The organism is Embleya australiensis (genome assembly GCF_051903075.1).
GTDB lineage: Bacteria > Actinomycetota > Actinomycetes > Streptomycetales > Streptomycetaceae > Embleya.
Genome location: NZ_CP182423.1, coordinates 511,476 through 528,371, shown reverse-complemented (window position 1 = coordinate 528,371; position 16,896 = coordinate 511,476). Strand labels below are relative to the sequence as shown.

Annotated in this window: 12 protein-coding genes; 6 read left to right on the top strand and 6 right to left on the bottom strand. The window is 71.4% G+C overall.

All coding sequences use genetic code 11. The annotated features are described in order from the left end of the window. The first annotated feature begins 1 nt into the window (after position 1). On the top strand, positions 2–3,919 hold the full coding sequence (locus ACMXN5_RS32675; RefSeq protein ID WP_439678502.1) for a hypothetical protein: 3,918 nt from the start codon (positions 2–4) through the stop codon (positions 3,917–3,919). 167 nt (positions 3,920–4,086) lie between these two features. On the opposite strand, the gene ACMXN5_RS32670 is transcribed toward ACMXN5_RS32675, so the two are convergent. The 3 genes from ACMXN5_RS32670 to ACMXN5_RS32660 form a co-directional block, all read right to left on the bottom strand. Then, the gene (locus tag ACMXN5_RS32670; RefSeq protein ID WP_439678501.1) at positions 4,087–5,217 is read right to left on the bottom strand and encodes an rRNA adenine N-6-methyltransferase family protein; all 1,131 of its coding nucleotides are present in this window, start codon (positions 5,215–5,217) and stop codon (positions 4,087–4,089) included. Then, positions 5,214–5,336 (bottom strand): hypothetical protein, encoded by a 123-nt coding sequence (locus tag ACMXN5_RS32665; RefSeq protein WP_439678500.1) that lies wholly within the window; start codon positions 5,334–5,336, stop codon positions 5,214–5,216. The genes ACMXN5_RS32670 and ACMXN5_RS32665 overlap by 4 nt, the downstream gene beginning before the upstream one ends. Before the next feature lie 194 nt (positions 5,337–5,530). Beyond that, entirely contained in the window at positions 5,531–6,541 is a 1,011-nt protein-coding gene (locus tag ACMXN5_RS32660) for a zinc-binding dehydrogenase (protein WP_439678499.1), read from the bottom strand. Positions 6,542–6,642: 101 nt separating this feature from the next. Between ACMXN5_RS32660 and ACMXN5_RS32655 the strand changes: the two genes are divergently transcribed. Together ACMXN5_RS32655 and ACMXN5_RS32650 are read left to right on the top strand one after the other, a co-directional pair. Further along, positions 6,643–7,596 (top strand): LysR family transcriptional regulator, encoded by a 954-nt coding sequence (locus tag ACMXN5_RS32655; RefSeq protein WP_439678498.1) that lies wholly within the window; start codon positions 6,643–6,645, stop codon positions 7,594–7,596. A 263-nt stretch (positions 7,597–7,859) separates the two neighbouring features. Beyond that, complete coding sequence (locus ACMXN5_RS32650) at positions 7,860–8,333, top strand: Dps family protein (RefSeq protein WP_395795214.1); 474 nt, start codon at positions 7,860–7,862, stop codon at positions 8,331–8,333. Positions 8,334–8,814: 481 nt separating this feature from the next. On the opposite strand, the gene ACMXN5_RS32645 is transcribed toward ACMXN5_RS32650, so the two are convergent. Next, the gene (locus ACMXN5_RS32645) at positions 8,815–9,399 is read right to left on the bottom strand and encodes an NIPSNAP family protein (protein ID WP_439678497.1); all 585 of its coding nucleotides are present in this window, start codon (positions 9,397–9,399) and stop codon (positions 8,815–8,817) included. 56 nt (positions 9,400–9,455) lie between these two features. Here ACMXN5_RS32645 and ACMXN5_RS32640 point away from each other — a divergent pair, with 56 nt between their 5' ends. Further along, complete coding sequence (locus ACMXN5_RS32640) at positions 9,456–10,382, top strand: helix-turn-helix transcriptional regulator (RefSeq protein ID WP_439678496.1); 927 nt, start codon at positions 9,456–9,458, stop codon at positions 10,380–10,382. A gap of 393 nt (positions 10,383–10,775) precedes the next feature. Beyond that, entirely contained in the window at positions 10,776–11,090 is a 315-nt protein-coding gene (locus ACMXN5_RS32635; protein WP_439678495.1) for a hypothetical protein, read from the top strand. Positions 11,091–11,424: 334 nt separating this feature from the next. On the opposite strand, the gene ACMXN5_RS32630 is transcribed toward ACMXN5_RS32635, so the two are convergent. Both ACMXN5_RS32630 and ACMXN5_RS32625 read right to left on the bottom strand, forming a co-directional pair. Beyond that, positions 11,425–12,657: a PP2C family protein-serine/threonine phosphatase gene (locus tag ACMXN5_RS32630; RefSeq protein ID WP_439678494.1), complete on the bottom strand. Its 1,233-nt coding sequence runs from the start codon at positions 12,655–12,657 to the stop codon at positions 11,425–11,427. An 811-nt stretch (positions 12,658–13,468) separates the two neighbouring features. Beyond that, positions 13,469–14,083, bottom strand: a complete 615-nt coding sequence (locus ACMXN5_RS32625) for a lytic polysaccharide monooxygenase auxiliary activity family 9 protein (RefSeq protein ID WP_439678493.1) — start codon at positions 14,081–14,083, stop codon at positions 13,469–13,471. Positions 14,084–14,256: 173 nt separating this feature from the next. Between ACMXN5_RS32625 and ACMXN5_RS32620 the strand changes: the two genes are divergently transcribed. Beyond that, entirely contained in the window at positions 14,257–16,767 is a 2,511-nt protein-coding gene (locus tag ACMXN5_RS32620) for a DUF7617 domain-containing protein (protein WP_439678492.1), read from the top strand. The last annotated feature ends 129 nt before the right edge of the window (positions 16,768–16,896 follow it).

The window sequence follows — 16,896 nt, the reverse complement described above, 5'->3', positions numbered from 1 at the left end:
CATGACGACCGCACAGAACATCCAGTGGATCGCCCTGCCGGCCGGTCTGTCCCCCGACGGGACGCAGGCGCGCCTGTCCGTGTTCGTGGCACCTCGACTGACGAGCGACGGCCCCGGCACCCTCGCGGCGTTCCCGGACTTCCGGGACTGGCCGTCCCGGGTGGCCGGCGCGACGTTCGCACTCGCCCTCGGGGACGAGTCCGGTGTCCTCGACGGTGGAGCCGCGGTCGTGCCGCTGACCCGCACCGGGCAGCCGAGCGATTCCGCGCTGTGGCAGCTGTTCTTCCCCGAGGGCACCCCGGTGGAGGTGTTCGAGTTCGACGACCACCGGCAGAACACCATGGTGAGCTACCCGGCCCGCGACCTCGCCGACACCACCCGCCAATCCTTCGCGAGCACCGCGGCCGAGTCACCCGACAGCATGCCCCCGAGCCAGGCCATGAGCACCCTCGCCGGGTTCGCCGCGGCCACCGACATGCAGGGCACCATGCAGGGCATGCGCGAGAACATCGTCGCGCAACTCGCCGCCGCCGACGAACGCGTCGCCGACCGGCCGGGCGAACTGGTCCGGCCGGAACTGAGCCCGCAGGAGGCGTTCCTCGCCTTCCACGAACCGCAACCGCAGATCGCCGGCCTGGTCGCGGACGGCGGCCCGCACATCGCACCGCCACCGGAGGTGCCGCAGGTCGACTTCCACCAGTTGTTGTCCTCGCTCGGCGACCACCCCAAGCTGCTCCGACGCCTGGGGCTGGTGCTGGACTTCGTGCTTCCGGTCGACAAGCTGCCGGGCGCGAGCGGGGAGCGGACCATCGTCCTGGTGCCCACCTGGGAGCCGCTGCTGGGCCGGGACGCGTCGCACGACCACCCCGCCGCGACGCGCTACGCTCTCGCTCCGGGCCAGGGCTTCTGCGCCGCCGCGGACGGCAACGACGCGTTCGGGCCGCCCGCGCGCGGGCTGCTGGCCCTGCCGGAGGACGAGTACACCATCGAGCAGGCCGACATCGACGGCGTCACGCTCAAACTGATGACCGCCGCCGTGGCGACCGCCACCGACGGGGACGCCGAGGCCGCGCCGCCGACGGTCCGCACCAAGGGGCTCTCGCTCGTGCTCGGCGACCGCACGCGGCACCTGCACGAGAACTTCCAGCGGGCCGCCGACCGGCAGGACGCGCTCGCCGACGAGGACACCACGGTGGTCCTCACCGCCGAGGACCTCGTGCGCGGACACCGCCTGGACATCTTCGACGAGACCCGGCAGAAGTGGTTCTCGCTGCACGAGCGTGAGATCGCCTACGACCGGGCGGGCAGCCCCGGCGACCACCTGGACACCGCGTCCGACGAGGGATTCTTCCAACTCAGCCTGGCCGCCCCGGTCACCGCGCCGGGCGCCGCGCAGCGCGTCCACGTGCACGAACACCTGGTCACCTGGGACGGGTGGGCGTTGTCCGCACCGCACCCGGGGATGGCCGTGGCGAAGGGGGACAGCCCCGAGCGCATCCCCAACACGGCGGCCACGACAATGCCGTTGGAGATCGAAACCCGCGCCCGGCCCGGCTCGCTGCCGCGCCTGAGGTTCGGGAACTCCTATCGGATCCGGGTCCGCACGGTGGACCTCGCGGGCAACGGGCCGACGGCGGCGGAGGCCGACGGACTCCTCGACCAGGACGTCCTGGTACTGCCGGCCGCGGGCGGGTCGGTCTTCCGCAGGTTCGAGGCGATCCCCCCGCCGCTGCTGCTGCCGCGCGTCGCGTTCACCGAAGGGACCTCGGCGCACCGACTGGTGATCCGCAGCACCGCCGAACTGTCCCCGGCACAGTACGCCGAGACCTTCAACGCCTCGCCGCCGGTCTCCGGCGGCACCCACGCGCCGTACCACGAGGTCGACGAGCGGCACGTGGTCGCGCCCAAGACGTCGCTGCAATGCGCCGAACGGCACGGCAAACTCGACGAGGCCATCGGCTCGGGCGACGCCGACGCACGCGAACGGGTGTACACGATCGCGTCGCGGGAGAGCGGGTCGCTCGACGACGCGTCCCGGCCCGGCACGGCGTCCGTGACGTATCCGTCGGCGACCCCCGACACGGCGCAGGGCCACTACGTGCTGTGCACGGGCGAGACGGTCGAACTGCCGTATCTGCCCGACCCGCTCGCCGAGGGCGTGGTCTTCCACGAACTCCCGGGCGTCCCGGCTGGCCAGGGGTTCACGCTGCCGTGGGACGCGCCGGCCTGGCATGCGCCGAAATCGATCCTCCTGCGCATCCGGGAGGGCAGCGGACCGCCCGTCTTCGACACCTCGACCCGGGTGCTGACCGTGCTGCTGCCGAAGGCGACGGTGGCGACCGTGCGGGTGTGCTCGCGGGTCAAGGTCAACGAGAAGACGATGGGCATGCTCAAGTGGTGCCGGGACGCGCTCGAACCCGACCGGTTCGAAAGCGTGATGGCCGCCGCCCGGGCCAACCGGCACTGGATGCTGACCCCGTGGTACGACGTGACGCTCGTCCATGCCGTGCAACGTCCTTTGGTCGCGCCGCTGTTGACGCTCGACGACGGGACCGACCGGCTGCTCGGGGCGACCGGCGAACACCTCGTCGGCTCGCTGGAGTTGAGCGCGGCGAGCACCGAACGCATCGACATGATCGCGTCGTGGAGCGAGAACGTGGACGACCTCGCCATGCCGGGCCCGAGCGTCCTCGACGTCACCACTCCGGTGTTCCGGCTGCCGCTGGCCGCCGCCGTTCCGCTGGATCCGGTCGCGAGCGAGGCCTCACCCAGCACCCTCGACGGTGACACCCTGACGTTCAACACAGTCGTGGCCGAGGAACTCGCCTTCGCGGTGGAACCGGGCCGGCCACCGGCGACACCGGTGCCGGCCAAGTGCGAGTTCGGTGACACCAAACGCCGCGACGTGACCTTCACCCCCGTGGCGACCAGCCGGTTCGGCGACTGTTTCCCGCCGGAGTTCACCGAGGACACCGAACGGGAACTCCTGAGCGTGCACGGCGGTCCCGTCGAGCACACCGTGCTCGGCAGCGCCAAACCGGCGGCTCCGCGGGTGTTGGGCAGCTTCCTCACCCTCGGGTTCGAGACCTCCGGAAGCCTGCCGAACGAACTGGTCAGGCGGCGCCGCGGCGGGGGTTTCCGGGTCTATCTGTCGCGGCCGTGGTTCTCGTCGGGAGACGGTGAGCTGTTGGCCGTGGTGTTGGGCGTGCAGGGCGACGAACAGCCGCCCCAGGCACACCCGTTCATCACCCTGATGGGACGCGATCCGATCCGCAGCGCGGCACCGGTGTTCCTCCCGTCCGCGAGCAACTTCCCCGGCGCGACGATCACGCTGGAACTGGCGCTGCCCGAGGTCTTCGACGGATTCACCGTCACCGCGGCCGGCTTCGAGCCCATCTTCGACAGACCGTCCGGCCGGTGGTACTGCGACATCGACGTCGATACCGGCGGCGCCTACTTCCCCTTCCTGCGGCCCGCGCTCGCCCGTCTGCAACCGCGCTCGATGGAGACCTGTCACCTGTCCCCGATCGTCCTCACCGACACCCTGCGGCTGTTGCCCGAACGCACCCTCACCCTGTCCGGCACCGACTCGCTGAACGTGCAACTCACCGGGCCCGCCTACCACGACGACAACAGTCCGCCCTCGGTGACGGCCGCCATCGAGCAGCGCGACCCCGACGTCCCCGACCCGGTCCTCGGTTGGTTCGAGCTCGGCGAGACCGTCACCGACCTCTTCGCCGACGATGACACCAGCCTCTTCCCCACCTACTCCGCCGAAGTCCCGCTCCCGGATCCCCGCCCGGACCGACCCCTCCGCCTGATGATCAACGAAATGGCGGTGATGCGCTCCGACTTCGCCGTCGACGAGTTCGGCCCGACGGTGGGAGACCTGGTCTACGCGGACGCGGTGGAACTGTGACCCGACCCGGGTATGCGCGAACTGGGACCCACGACGGTGCCGCCACGGGAATGCGTTCCTCGAGGGATCGCTTCGAGGGGATGAACCCGTTCGGATCCGGCCGTTGCGGGCCGACACGGCCCTCGGCCGCGTCGATCTGCCACTGCTCCGCCGCCGTGCCCGTGGGTTCACATTCTCCAGCGTTCGTCGGGTGTGCCGGCCCAGGCCCATTGGGTGTCGGGTTCGAGAGTGATGCCGAAGTCGTAGGCGTGGATTTGGGCGTCGTCCTGCCAGGCGATGACGGCGGCGGCCTCGTCCCACAGCCGTCGGGGACCGCCCTGGAGGGCGTGTCCGGCGTCGGGGGTGTCGTCGACCAGGGCCCAGGAGTCCTTGCCGTCGTGCAGCCACCATTTCGCACCGTCCGCCGCCGTGGCGCGGTGCACGTCCGCAAGCTTGAGCGCCAGCGCCTGGACGTGGTTGCCGTCCGCGGACACTCCGGCGAGGTGCCAGTCCACGGGCGTGCGGGCGTGGGCCGGGTATGCGGTGCGGATCGCCTCGAACACCTCGTGCCCGGGGCCGCGTTGACCGCGCAGGGGCATGAACGCCACGCTCTTGACGAACCGCCCGCTCGCCGTGCCGTGCTCGTCGACGACCAGGCGCAGCAGGCCGCCGGATCCGAAGGGCGGGGAGAACGGCACCGCCAACACCGCGCCCGGTGCGCAGTGTTCGATCCAGGCGTGGGGGAGGTGTCGGGTGACGGCGGCGGTGACGTGGACACGGTCCCACCCCGCGCCCGCCCCGGTGTCCGAGGCAGCGTGCTCGCCGTCGCGGGTCACGACGTCGACGGTGTCCGTCCAGGGGGTCAGGCGTGCGCGGGCGGCGTCGGCGAGGACGGGGTCGATCTCGACCGTCACCACCCGCCCGCTCGGGCCGACGCGGTGGGCCAGGAGCGCGGCGGTCCAGCCGGAGCCGGTGCCCACCTCCCACACCCGCTGCCCAGGGCGCACATCCAACGCGGTCAGGAAGCTCGCGACGGCGAGCCGGTCGCTGATCGAACTGGTCGCCGTCTCGCCGTGCTCGGTGTCGGCGCCGTCGTCGACCTGGGTGACCACCGGTCCGCGTCCGTCCACGATCGCGGACCACCCGGCGGGATCGGTGTGTCGGTCCACGCGGGTGTAGACGTCGCCGTCGTCGCGCCAGATCACCTCTGGGGCGAACGCCTCGCGCCGCACCGCGTCCATCGCCTCGCGGATCCACGGCGCGTCGGAGAACGCGCCTTGGGCGCCGAGTTCGCGCAGCGCGTCCTCGTGCGCGGTCACGGCTTCTTGTGCTTGCCGCCGCCGGGCTTTTGCACGCCCGGATTCTGCCCGTCCTGGTCCCGGGTCGGCTGCGGCGAGTCGTCCGGCTTCCCGTCGTTCGGTTTCGAATGCTCACCCATGGCAGCCCCCTTGCCTACCGACAGTCAGCGCTCCTTCGAGCATGGCGGGCCGCACCCACCGAAGCAATACCGCGGTCACTCGAACGTGCGGCTGATCTGCCAACTCCCGGACTGGGCGGGGATATCCGCAAACGGTGCGCTCTCGTCGGCAATCCCGTCGTTGCCGCTTGAAGCACCCGGTGATCATCGCCGTCCTACTCTTCGGCCTCGACGATCATCTTTCCGATGTTGGCGCCGCGCAGCATGGACACGAAGGCCTCCACGACCCGTTCGAAGCCCACGACGATCGTCTCGTCCGACACCAGGCGCCCGTCGCGCAGGAGGGGCGCCGCGAACGTGTACAACTCGTCCCGTACGTGCGTGTGGTCGCGCACCAGGAAGCCCTCCATGCGCAGGCTCTTCTCCACGAAGTCCGCGTGGTCGAAACGCACGGGCGGGGTGTCCGGCCGGTTGTACTGGCTGATCGTGCCGACCCGCACGATGCGGCCGTGTTCCCGCAGGGCGCCGACCGCTGCCGCGAGATGGTCGCCGCCGACGTTGTCGACGAACACGTCGACGCCGTTCGGGGCGGCCCGTGCGAGGAGTTCGGCCACCGGGCCCTCCCGATAGTCGAAGACTTCGTCGTAGCCCACCCGTTCGGTCAGGTACGCCGCCTTGGCCGGCGATCCCGCGCTGCCCACGAGCCGCCCGGCGCCCAGCAGGCGGGCGAAACGGCCGACGGCGGTACCGACACCGCCCGCCGCGCCCGAGACGAACACGTCCTCGCCCCCGCGCAGTGGCACGATACGGGTGAGGGCCACATACGCGGTCAGCCCCGTACCGCCGAGCAGGCCCAGGTGTGTCGACAGGGGCACACCCGGCAGGTCCGGAAGTACGTGCGCTTCCCCGGGGGCGACCACGGCGTGTGTACGCCATCCTCGGCGGTGGAAGACCACGGTGCCCTCGGGCAGTTCCGGAGTTCGGGAGGCGACGACCCGGCCGAGCGTACGGCCCTCCAGCGGAGCGTCGAGGGCGAACTCGGCGTCCATCATCTCGCGGTGGTACGGGTCCACCGACCAGTACAGGTTCTCCACCAACGCCGTGCCTTGCGCCGGCTCGGGAGGCGGCGCCTCCACGAACCGGAAGTGCGCGGCCGTGGGGAAGCCGTCGGGGCGGGCGATCTGGTGGACGGTGACCGCCGTGGTGTTCGGCAGGAGCGCGTTCATGACACGCACCGTAGGCAGGAATGCCGGGGCGGGGCAGGGGGTTACCCTCATGACCGATCCGTATCCATGAGCGGCCCTCATGTCCGCAGGTGGGAGCCCCGATGACCAACCCTGCCGAGCTTTCCCCCCAGGAACTCCGGATTCTGGTCGCGGCCGCCGATTCGGGAAGTTTCTCGGCGGCCGCCGCGACGCTGGGCACCACACAATCGGGCGTCTCCCATGCCGTGCGCGGTATCGAACGCAAGGTCGGCGCCGTCCTGTTCGCACGCGGTCGAACCGGTGCCCGGCCCACGGCGGCGGGCACGACGGCCGCGGCGCATGCACGACGCGTACTGCGGATGCTGGACGTCCTGGTCGTCGACGCCCGCGCGGCGGCCCGCGGCACGGGCACCGACGAGGCCGCCGACGGCCCGCTGCAGATCGCCGCCTTCCGCAGCGCCGCCCTTCACCTGCTGCCGCCGGTACTGGAACGCCTCGCCGCCCGCCGGCCCGGCATCGAACCACGGGTGCGGATTGTGCGCGAAGTCGGCACCGGCACCGCCGGAGAGGTGGTCGCGGGACGCGCGGACGTGGGTATCGCCACCCTGGAGACCGCGACGCCGACACCGCCCGGGCTGGTCGCCGGCGTGCTTCTGGAGGAGCCCTACGCGCTGGTGCACCCGGCCGGACACCCCGCGCCCCGCTCGCTGCCGCTGGTCGACTGGACCGAGAACTGTTCCTCGTACACCCGCGAGTGGTGGGCGATCCAGGAGTGGATCCCCAGGGCCACGATCGAGGCGGAGGACGACGGAGCCGTCCTGGCCATGGTGGCCGGCGGCCACGGCATGGCCATCATGCCCGCTCTCTCCCTCGCCGCCGCACCGTCCACTGTGCGGATCACCGATCTCGGCCCCGGACGCCCCACCCGCTCGGTGGGCTACGTGACCACACCCGAACTCGCCGCGTCCGCCGCCGTGCGGGCGCTCGTCCGCGAACTCCGCCTCGCTCATACGGGCGCCGTCACGCTGCCGACGTGGCATATCGGGGACGCGCCGGAGGCGGTTCCGCGCGGTTGAGAGACGCCCGCCACGGCGGACGCGAGTCGATCGTGGCGGCCTCGGGCTGTCCGGGCCTGCGGGAGGGTACGCGAAGGCCCCGCCGCGACCACCTACCCGTGCGCGTGGCGACGACCCGGGGGCCGGATGCGCGAGCCTCCGTCAGGTGTGGTTTTTCTCACCAGGGAGTATCTATCGATGGAATCGGGGCATTCGGTGCGGTGTACACCGGGTCCACCGACCCGGTGACCGAATCGACACCAACCCCGAGGAGTCGTAGCACCATGGTCGTCGTCAAGAGCCCCCTGTCCGACGATGCGCGCAAGGTTACCGGTGAGGCGCTCCAAGGCGCCCTCGTCGACCTGCTGGATCTTTCGCTCGTCGCCAAGCAGACGCACTGGAACGTGGTCGGCCCGCGCTTCCGCTCGATCCATCTCCAGTTGGACGAGGTGGTCGCTTCGGCACGCACCTTCGCGGACACCGTCGCCGAGCGGGCCTCGGCGATCGGGTACAACCCCGACGGCCGGGCCGCGAGCATCACCGCAGGCAGCGGCGTACCCCAGCCGGACTCCGGCTGGATCAAGGACGCCGACGTGGTCGGTTACTTCGTCGGCGTCTACGGCGCGGTGATCGAGCGCATGCGAGAGCGGATCGCAGCCACCGAGGAGGCGGACCCGGTCAGCCAGGACCTGTTCATCACGATCGCCGCAGACCTGGAGAAGATGAGCTGGATGTTCCAGGCCGAGAACCAGGTCTGAGGTCAGCGCCTCGCAGCGTTGTGACCAGGGCATAAGCGCCATCGAAACATGTCGAGGATGTCCGGTATATCGACGCTCTCGGCGCATGTCCGGCGCACGTGGCGCACGTGCGGCGCACCAAATGAGGCCGCCCCGACCAACGTTGGGGCGGTCTTTCACCGTCCTCAGCCAGGGTCGACAGGCAGTCGGTACACCAGGCTGAACCAGGCCGCCGCCGACAGGATGCCAACGGTCTCGACCGGCCGCCCAACCGTGTCGTGGTAGGTGCGTCGGATCACCATCACGATCGCCCCCGCCGGCTCACCCAGGAGCGCGGCGTCCTCGGGGGCTGCCGGCCGCGCAGGGCGGCGTGGTGGACGAGTCGGTCCGAGGTCGCGGCGGCGGCCCCGCCACCTCGGCACGGCGTGGCCGGGTATGCCCCCGGGAGGCCATCGGAAATGACTGCGACGTACCGGGGCCGTCACTCCCGCGTCGAGTTCGCTCACATGTCGGATCGGCCGCTCGTGCGGGTTCGAGGCCGGGTGGTCACGGGTTCCAGCCGCAGACGTCGAACCGGCCATGGTGCGGGCACCGCCGGGCCGAACCAGACCCGGACGTCTTCCCCGGCGCGGACCGGCAGCGCGGGGTAGTCGTTCTCGGCGTGCTCGGTGCGGTGCAACGCGTGCTCGGGGCCGAGGTGCCGGACGGCGTACGCGTCGAAGGCAGCCGCGTCGGGGGCGTGGCAGACGGTCGCGGCCACCTCGTGGGTACCGGGTTTCGGCAGGTAACCCGGCCCCCGCAACAGCAGCACGTCGTCGGAGTCGATCATGGTGGCGTTGGCCGCGTCGCGGTGCCGTCGCCACACTGGGCCCGTGTAGAACGCCTCCAGCGAGCGTCGCCGGTGGCTCAGGTCGGGGAACGCGCGAATCCAGACGAGGCGATCCGGGTCGTCCAGGTCGCGGAATCGGCCGCCGACGGTGATCCCGACCGCCTCCTGCCCGGTCACGAACTCGCGCTCGAACAGTTCGATCAACGTCTCCCTCGCACCGGGCCGCAGGGTGTACTGCCGAAATTCGACGATGCTCATGCGCCGCAGGTTAGAGGCGTTCTCCTGACATCTGCTGTCAGTGGATACTGGACCACATGCGTGCGAGTCGGTTGGTCACCCTGCTCCTGCTGCTGCAAAACCGCGGCCGGATGACGGCCGGGCAACTGGCCGAGGAGTTGGAGGTCTCCGTCCGCACGATCTACCGGGACGTCGAAGCGCTCGGCGCCGCCGGTATCCCGCTGTACGGAGCCGCCGGACACGCGGGCGGCTACCGGTTGATCGGCGGCTACCGAACCCGGCTCACCGGGCTGACGGCGGAGGAGGCACAGGCCGCGTTCCTCGCCGCACTCCCGGGCGCCGCCGCCGAACTCGGCCTCGGCGCGGCCCTGGCCACCGCCCGACTCAAGTTGCGGGCCGCGCTGCCCGCGGAACTGCGCGAGCAGGCCGAGCGGATCCAGGAACGTTTCCTGCTCGACGCCCCCGGTTGGTACGACCCCGCCGATCGGGTGCCGCACCTGGCCGCGGTCGCCACCGCGGTGTGGGCACGGCGGGCGGTGATACTGCGTTACCGGCGCTGGCGAGCACCGGAGGAGATCGAGCGGCGGGTGGAGCCGTACGGGCTCGTCCTCAAGGCCGGCCGCTGGTACCTGGTGGCCGCCGGGCCATCCGGGATCCGCACGTATCGGATCGACCAGATCCTGGAACTCCGGTCGCTGGAGGATGAGTTCACCATCGACGGGTTCGACCTGGCCGAATACTGGCGCGGCTACCTGGCCGACTTCCGCACCCGACTGCACACCGGACAGGCCCTGGTACGGCTCACCCCACGAGGCGCGCGCCACCTGGGCGTGACACCCGCGGGCAACGGATGGACGCAGACCCGAGTACCCATCGAGTCGATCGACCAAGCCCACGGGGAGTTCCTGCGACTGGGCACGGACATCGAAGTCCTCGCCCCGGCCGCCCTCCGCGACCGCATCGCCGCGACGATACGGACCCTGAGCGCCCGCTACGAGAGCTGACGCACACCGACACCGGGCGCGCGGCGAGCGATCGTGCGTGCGGCCTCCCGGTGGCCTTTCCTGCGGCGACCCCGAAAAACCACGGCGGCCGGGTCCGCCCGGGTGTGCGCGGGGCGCGACTCGCCGGCGGGGCCACGGTCGTCGACTGCGGGCCCTGCGCCGTGCTCACGCGCCCCACCGCCGTGGAGCCCGAGCCCCGATGTCCACCCGCGCGGGTCCACCCACCCGAAGGGCGCACCACCGGGGGCGTTCCCGCACCGGGTGACATTGGATGGGCGAGGAATCACCGTCGACCGTCGGGCCCGCCCGCCCGCCCGTCCGTCCACCACGGAACGGCCGGGACGCGACTGCCGCGGCGCGCGGTGCGGGCAGCCGAGGGAAGGAACGACACGGGTGAGCGACACGACGGAGCGGCCGGTCCTGCGGGCCGCCGGCTCACATCTGTATCCCGGCGCGTTGGTGCGCGTGCACACTCCCGGGTCGACGGACCCGCACCGGGCCGGCAGGGTACCGGGCGACCTGGTGTTCGCCGACGGTTCGCGAACCACCGCACAGGTGCTGATCGATCCGGACGAGCGGGCGACCCTGTGGGTGGCCGAGTACACCACCACCCGCGGCACCACGATCTCCGAACGGGTCTGGTCGACACACCCGTCCCCTGACGGCTCGGGCGACGTCCTCCTCCGCATCGGCACCCGGCTGCCGTAGACCACCCGACGCCGACCGACCCCATCGCGCGTGTGCCGGGCCTGCCGTGAGCAGGTCCGAGAGCCGGCCGCGGAGAATTCAGTCAGGAGTGAGTGAACTCCCCTGTGTTTCAACGTACTTCCTTGCGGATCAGGTCACATGGATCATGTCGGATCCCCTTCGATCCGATGGTCGGTCGTTCGATCCGCGGCCGACACCCGTCGGTCGTTTCCCCGAAAGGAAGGTCCATGAACCGCAAGCTTCGTAGGGGCGTCCCGGATCCGTACGTGAACAACGCGGCGGGCGGCGATTTCCCCCCGCACCTCGATTGATCGCGCAACCGCGTGATCGATGATCAGCTTTGACCGTACGAGGTTCGGGACGAGTCCGGATGTCGGTTTTCGGGGTGGGGGCCGGGGCCTGGTCGGGGGCCGTGCCAGTCCAGGCACAGGACCGTGGCGTCGTCCTTGGGTGGTTTGCCGTCGTAGGCGTCGGCGACGGCGGCGATGAGTGTGCCGACGACTTCGCGGGGGTGCTCGGCGGCGGTTTTGCGGAGGAGGCCGGGCAGGTCGACGGTGCGGGCTTGGCGTTCCTGCATGCCGTCGGTGTAGAGCAGTAGGCGGTCGCCGGGGCGCAGGTCGAGTTCCTGTACGCGGTACGCGCCCTGCCCGACGACGCCGAAGGGCAGGTTCACTGCCAGGCGCAGTGTTTCGACCGTTGCGTCGCGCAGTCGCAGGGGCCAGGGATGGCCGGCGTTGACGAGTCGGACGCTGCTTCCGTCGAGGGCGATGCGCAGGAGTTGGCCGGTGGCGAAGGATTGTCGGCCGTGGTCGAGGAGGGCTTGGTGGGTCTGGCGGGCCTGCTCGACGAGGTCGGCTCCGGCCCGGCGGGCGCCTCGGGAGGCGTTGACGAGGAGGGTGGCCATGAGCGAGGCGTCGACGTCGTGGCCCATGGCGTCGGTGACGGACAGGTGCAGGGTGTCGTGGTCGACGGAGTAGTCGTAGGTGTCGCCCGCGATGTCGGAGGCGGGGACCAGGGCGCCGGCGAGGGTGAACTCGGGGGCCTCGCAGGTGGGGGCGGAGGGCAACAGTTGGCGTTGGATCTCCGCGGCCAGGCTGACGGTGGTGGTGCGGTTGCCCCAGTGGTAGAGGTCGGTGAAGCGGCGGTCGGTGACGATGATGTACGCCAGCGCGTGTGCGGCCTCCTCGACCTGGGCCGGCACGTCCTCGGTGACGTGGGTGAGGAACAGCTCCAGGACACCGATGGTGTCGCCGCGGTTGGTGACGGGGGCGAGTACCCGGTGCCCCTGCTTGCCCTGGGGCATCACGACCGGTTTCTGGGCGCGCAGGACCTCGTCGTAGACGCTGCGGCCGGCGAGGGGGACCTCTTCGGTGTGGTGCTCGTGGTCGGTATCGGGGGCCTCGTTGACCCGGAGCAGCCGTCGTCCGACGACGTCGACGAACAGGAAGGACACGTATCGCGCGTCGAAGCGCTCGCGCAGGTTGCGTGCCACGACATCGAGGGAACGCACCGGCGCGGCACCCTCTGCCGCCGCCAACACCTCGGCCAGTCCAATTCGTTCGCTCACCGGATCACTCCCCACCGGCACTCCTTCGTGCCGTAACGACAACAACCACAACCGCGACGCATCGCGGCGGGAACCCGCCCCCGCCGACCCGAGACATCGGGAGCGAGCCTGGACGGCGAGTGGGTCTCGCCTCCCGGCGGGGGCGGTGTGGTGCCATTCCCGGGGGTGAGTCTGCCCCGCTCAAGGTCATCTATGGCCAGGACTCGACGACGGCGCCGACCCGCGCCCGCGTGGGCCTGGGGTCGGGAGCCGCCCTGCGTACGGATTCCCTCGACGCGCCGGGCCCAGCGGACGCGGTCCGGCGCTCGACGAGGGGGACAGGATGCGGCGTGTGGTGATCCGATCGCGGAACCCCGGGGCGAAGGAATCGACGCGCCGGTCCAGGCGGTCGGTGTATTCCTCGGTCTCCGAGGGGCCTCAGCCTCCCGTGAGACGACCGCCGAGGTCTTCGACGATGTGCCGCGGGGCGTGCGAATGGGCCCACGCTGATTCCGTTCCGGCGGGGGAGCGGGTCGGATCGGTCGTGGTCATCTGTCCCGGGAGCAGGAACGGGTGTTTCGGCAGTCGACCCGAGCCCATTCGCACGGCGTAGTCGGAGAGTTCGGCGGCCGGATGGACGGTGATGCCGGCGCGGGATCGGTCGATTCGGGTGGGCCTCCGTCCCCGAGGGCAACCGTCGAAGTGCCGTTGCGGGTGGGAGTGTCGGACGCCGGGGCGGCACCTCGGCGAGCATCCGGCGGCTCGGTCGGACCGCACGGATCCGGCGGCGCGGGCCGTGGGCCGTGTCGCCGGATCCGTGCTCACGTCGACGTCAGAATGTGACGTCCGAGCATGAGTAGAAGGCGTTGTTGGTGTCCGCCACGTCCCAGACGGCGAAGACCACCGCGCGGCCGGTGCGCCCGGCCGGCAGCGTGCCGGTGTGCGAGGTGAGCGCGGCCGGCTGCGCACCCTGGTAGGGCACGGTCAGGAACGGCGTGCTCTCCAGTTGGGCGCGGGTGATCGGTGTGGCGGGGTCCCAACTCGGCTTGGTGACGTAGTACCGGAACGTGCTGGTTGAGTGGCGTGCCGTGATCTTCCAGTTGAAGGTTGTGGAAGCGCCCGAAGTCACGGCCGTGGCGGGCCATTTGCCGCCGCGCGGGTCGTCGAGCGGAGACCAGCGAGCGTCGGCGCCGGCGCACAGCTTGCCGTCGGCCGGGCCACGTGACGGGTAACCCTTGGGGCCCTCGACGCTCATGGGCTCCCACTGGATCTGGCCACAGTTCCTGACCGTGCCGTTTCCGCACAGCGCGGAGCGGCCGGCCGGGCCGGTGACGAACCCGTGGGACGCGGCGGGGCTCGCCAGTATCAACGGGGCGGCGACAGCGGATGCCGCCAGTGTCGAGACGGCTGCTTCGCCGGCTCGTACGGCCGGTCGATAAATAATCATATTCATTCACCATGTGACCAATAGGAAAAATCGGCACCGGTGCGGATACTTTGCCGTCCTAGCCTGATCCACGGCCGCCTGACATCCCGTCAGGCCCTTCGTCGATCCGAGGTGGGGACCCAGTGCCGAGAAGCCCGCGTCGATATTCGTCCGTTCCGACCCGTCGGCTCACCTTGACCCGCTCGTCCGTCGCGATCCGTCCGAAGCGCGCCGCCACGGCCGCCCTGATCGCCGCCGGACTGCTGATGTTCGGCCTGGGCGCCCCCGCCCCGGCCGGCGCCGCCGATGCCCCGTCCACGCTGGTGAAGAGCGTCCGGGACGTCACCCACCCCGGGGCCACGGCCGTCGAGCACGGGGACACCCTCGACTGGACCGTCCGCTACCGGAACGCGACCGCCGGCGACACTCCCGCCCCGGCCTCCGTGACGGACCCGTTGGCAGGCGCGAGCGGTTCCCAGACCTATGTACCGGGCTCGCTGCGCGTCCCGCCCGGGTGGACCCCGAGCTGGTCCACCGACGGGAATACCTTCACCGGCACCGACCCGGGGACGGCCACCACCGCGGTCCGTGCCGAGAACTCCCTCGCGCTGGCCGGCGGCACCTCGCTGGCCACCCTGGCCCTCGGTCCGGTGAAGCCGACCCCGCAACCCACCGGCGGCGACGGGTTCACGCCCGTACTGCACCGCACGTCGAGCGGCGAGATCGAGTCCTGGAACATCTACCACCACGCCGCGCCGAACGCCCCGCAGGCCGTCTGCCTCAACCTGACGCTCGGTCAGCCCTGCACCGGCGGTCCGTGGCCGCGCCCGCTGAACACCACACCCGGACCGCTCGGCAGCGGCGCCACCGGTGACATCGGCAGCCCGCTGACCCCGCAGTACGTCCTCGACCCGCTCCACCCCGACCAGTTGCTCTACCCGGCGGTCACCACGACCGCCGTCGGCGTCGGCTGTCTGGACCTCGCCACACACGCCAACTGCGGCTTCGCCCCACTGGCCACCATGGGCGGATCGCCCAGCAGCGCCAACAACGTGGCCGGCCTGGTCCGCGTCGGCGACAACCTGTACGGCGTCGCGAACACCGGACAGGTGCTGTGCCTGACCCTGGCCACCCGCACCCCGTGCGCCGGCCAGCCGTACGCGCCGATCGTCGCCGCCAACCACGACCTGCCCAACACCCCCTCCGCCCTCTACCTCGGCGGCCTGACCACGGTCGGCAACCGCGTGTTCGCGTCCTCCTCGCCGCAGGGCGGTGGCTCCACCGTGTCCGGCCCGCCCGCTCTCGGCTGCTTCGACACCACCACCGCGGCCACCTGCGCGGGCTGGACCACCGCGCACACCGCCGGCCCGAGCAGCGCCTACTACACCTATGACGCCTTCGCCTCCTACGACACCGCCGGGCACGCCGACGGCGTGTGCACCAGCGCGTCCGGCGGACCCAACGTCCTGACGACCTGCTACGGGCTGGACGGCTCCACGCACGCCGCGCCCGCCACCCTCTCCTCCCTCGGCGGCAACACCCTGACCTTCAGCCCCGAGACCGTCACCACCCCCGCCGGGACCCGCAGCTACTTCCCCGCCTGGGGCGGCGGCCTGGCCGGCGGAACGATCTGCCACGACTGGACGCTCGCCGCGCCCTGCGCCGGCTTCCCGCTGCCCGCCACCCACCCCGGCGTCAACGGCGGCGCCACCCGCGACTACGGCTACACCTACGACGCCACCTCCCGCTGCCTGATCGGCCTCGGCGACGCCGGCTACCTGTTCTCCCTCGACCCGACCACCGGTGCCAGCCCCTGCGTGCACAGCGGCGCGAGCGTCACGCTGAAGCCGGCCGACTTCTATTGCGACGGCGGCAGCGGCAACATCCAGGGCTACACCCGAGCCCGGCTGACCGGCATCGACATGACGCACGTCGACCCGGCCGCGTCCCGCGTGAGCGTCACCGACCCCGACGGCACCGTGATCGCCGCCCCCGGCCTGGCCGCGGACGGCACCGTCGATCTCACCGGCATCGACCCCGTCGCGCACCCCGCGATCACCGTCACCGCGCAACTCGTCCTCACCACGGCGGACGACTTCGGCACGGACAAACACCCGGCGCTGGTCGTCGAGTACCGAGGTGACGCGCCACAGATCTGCTTCCGCACCACCGTCACCGCCGACTGCGCGACCACCTCGATCGGCAACACCGCGACCGGCACCGACTCGACCGGCACCTTCACGTCCAATACCGTCACCACCGCCGTCACGCCCGGTGCCGGCTGCCAACCCAAGGTCAGCGTGGAGAAGGAGATCTGCGGCTCCCCGAACGCGCGCGACTGCGCACCCGGCGGACCCGGACCCTGGGCGAAGACCAGTCCCGTCGGCCTACTCGGCCTGCTCGGCACCGCGCACTGGCGGATCACCGTCACCAACGCGGGCCCCGTGGACGCCGCTTCCGTCACCGTCAACGACCCCACCACACCCGCGTGTCGGCAGGCCGCCGGCACGTTCACCCTCGCCGCCGGGAGCAGCCGCCAAGTTCACTGCGACTCCCTGCTGCTGGCGCTGCCGCTGAAGAACACCGCGTCCGCGAGCTTCGTCGCCGCGAACTCGCCCGCCGGCACCCCGCGCAGCACCACCGCGCCGTCCGCCGCGGTGGCCTGCTCGCTGCTGTGCATCCTGGCGGTACCCGACAAGGGCTGATCCACCGCCGATGGCCCTGCCTTCCTCCCCGCCCGACCGCCGGTCGGACGGGGAGGAAGCGTCGATTCCGAGCCCCTCCGCACCGCGCTCCCCCCCGTGGCTCGCCGGCGAGTGTGTCGTGGGGACCGA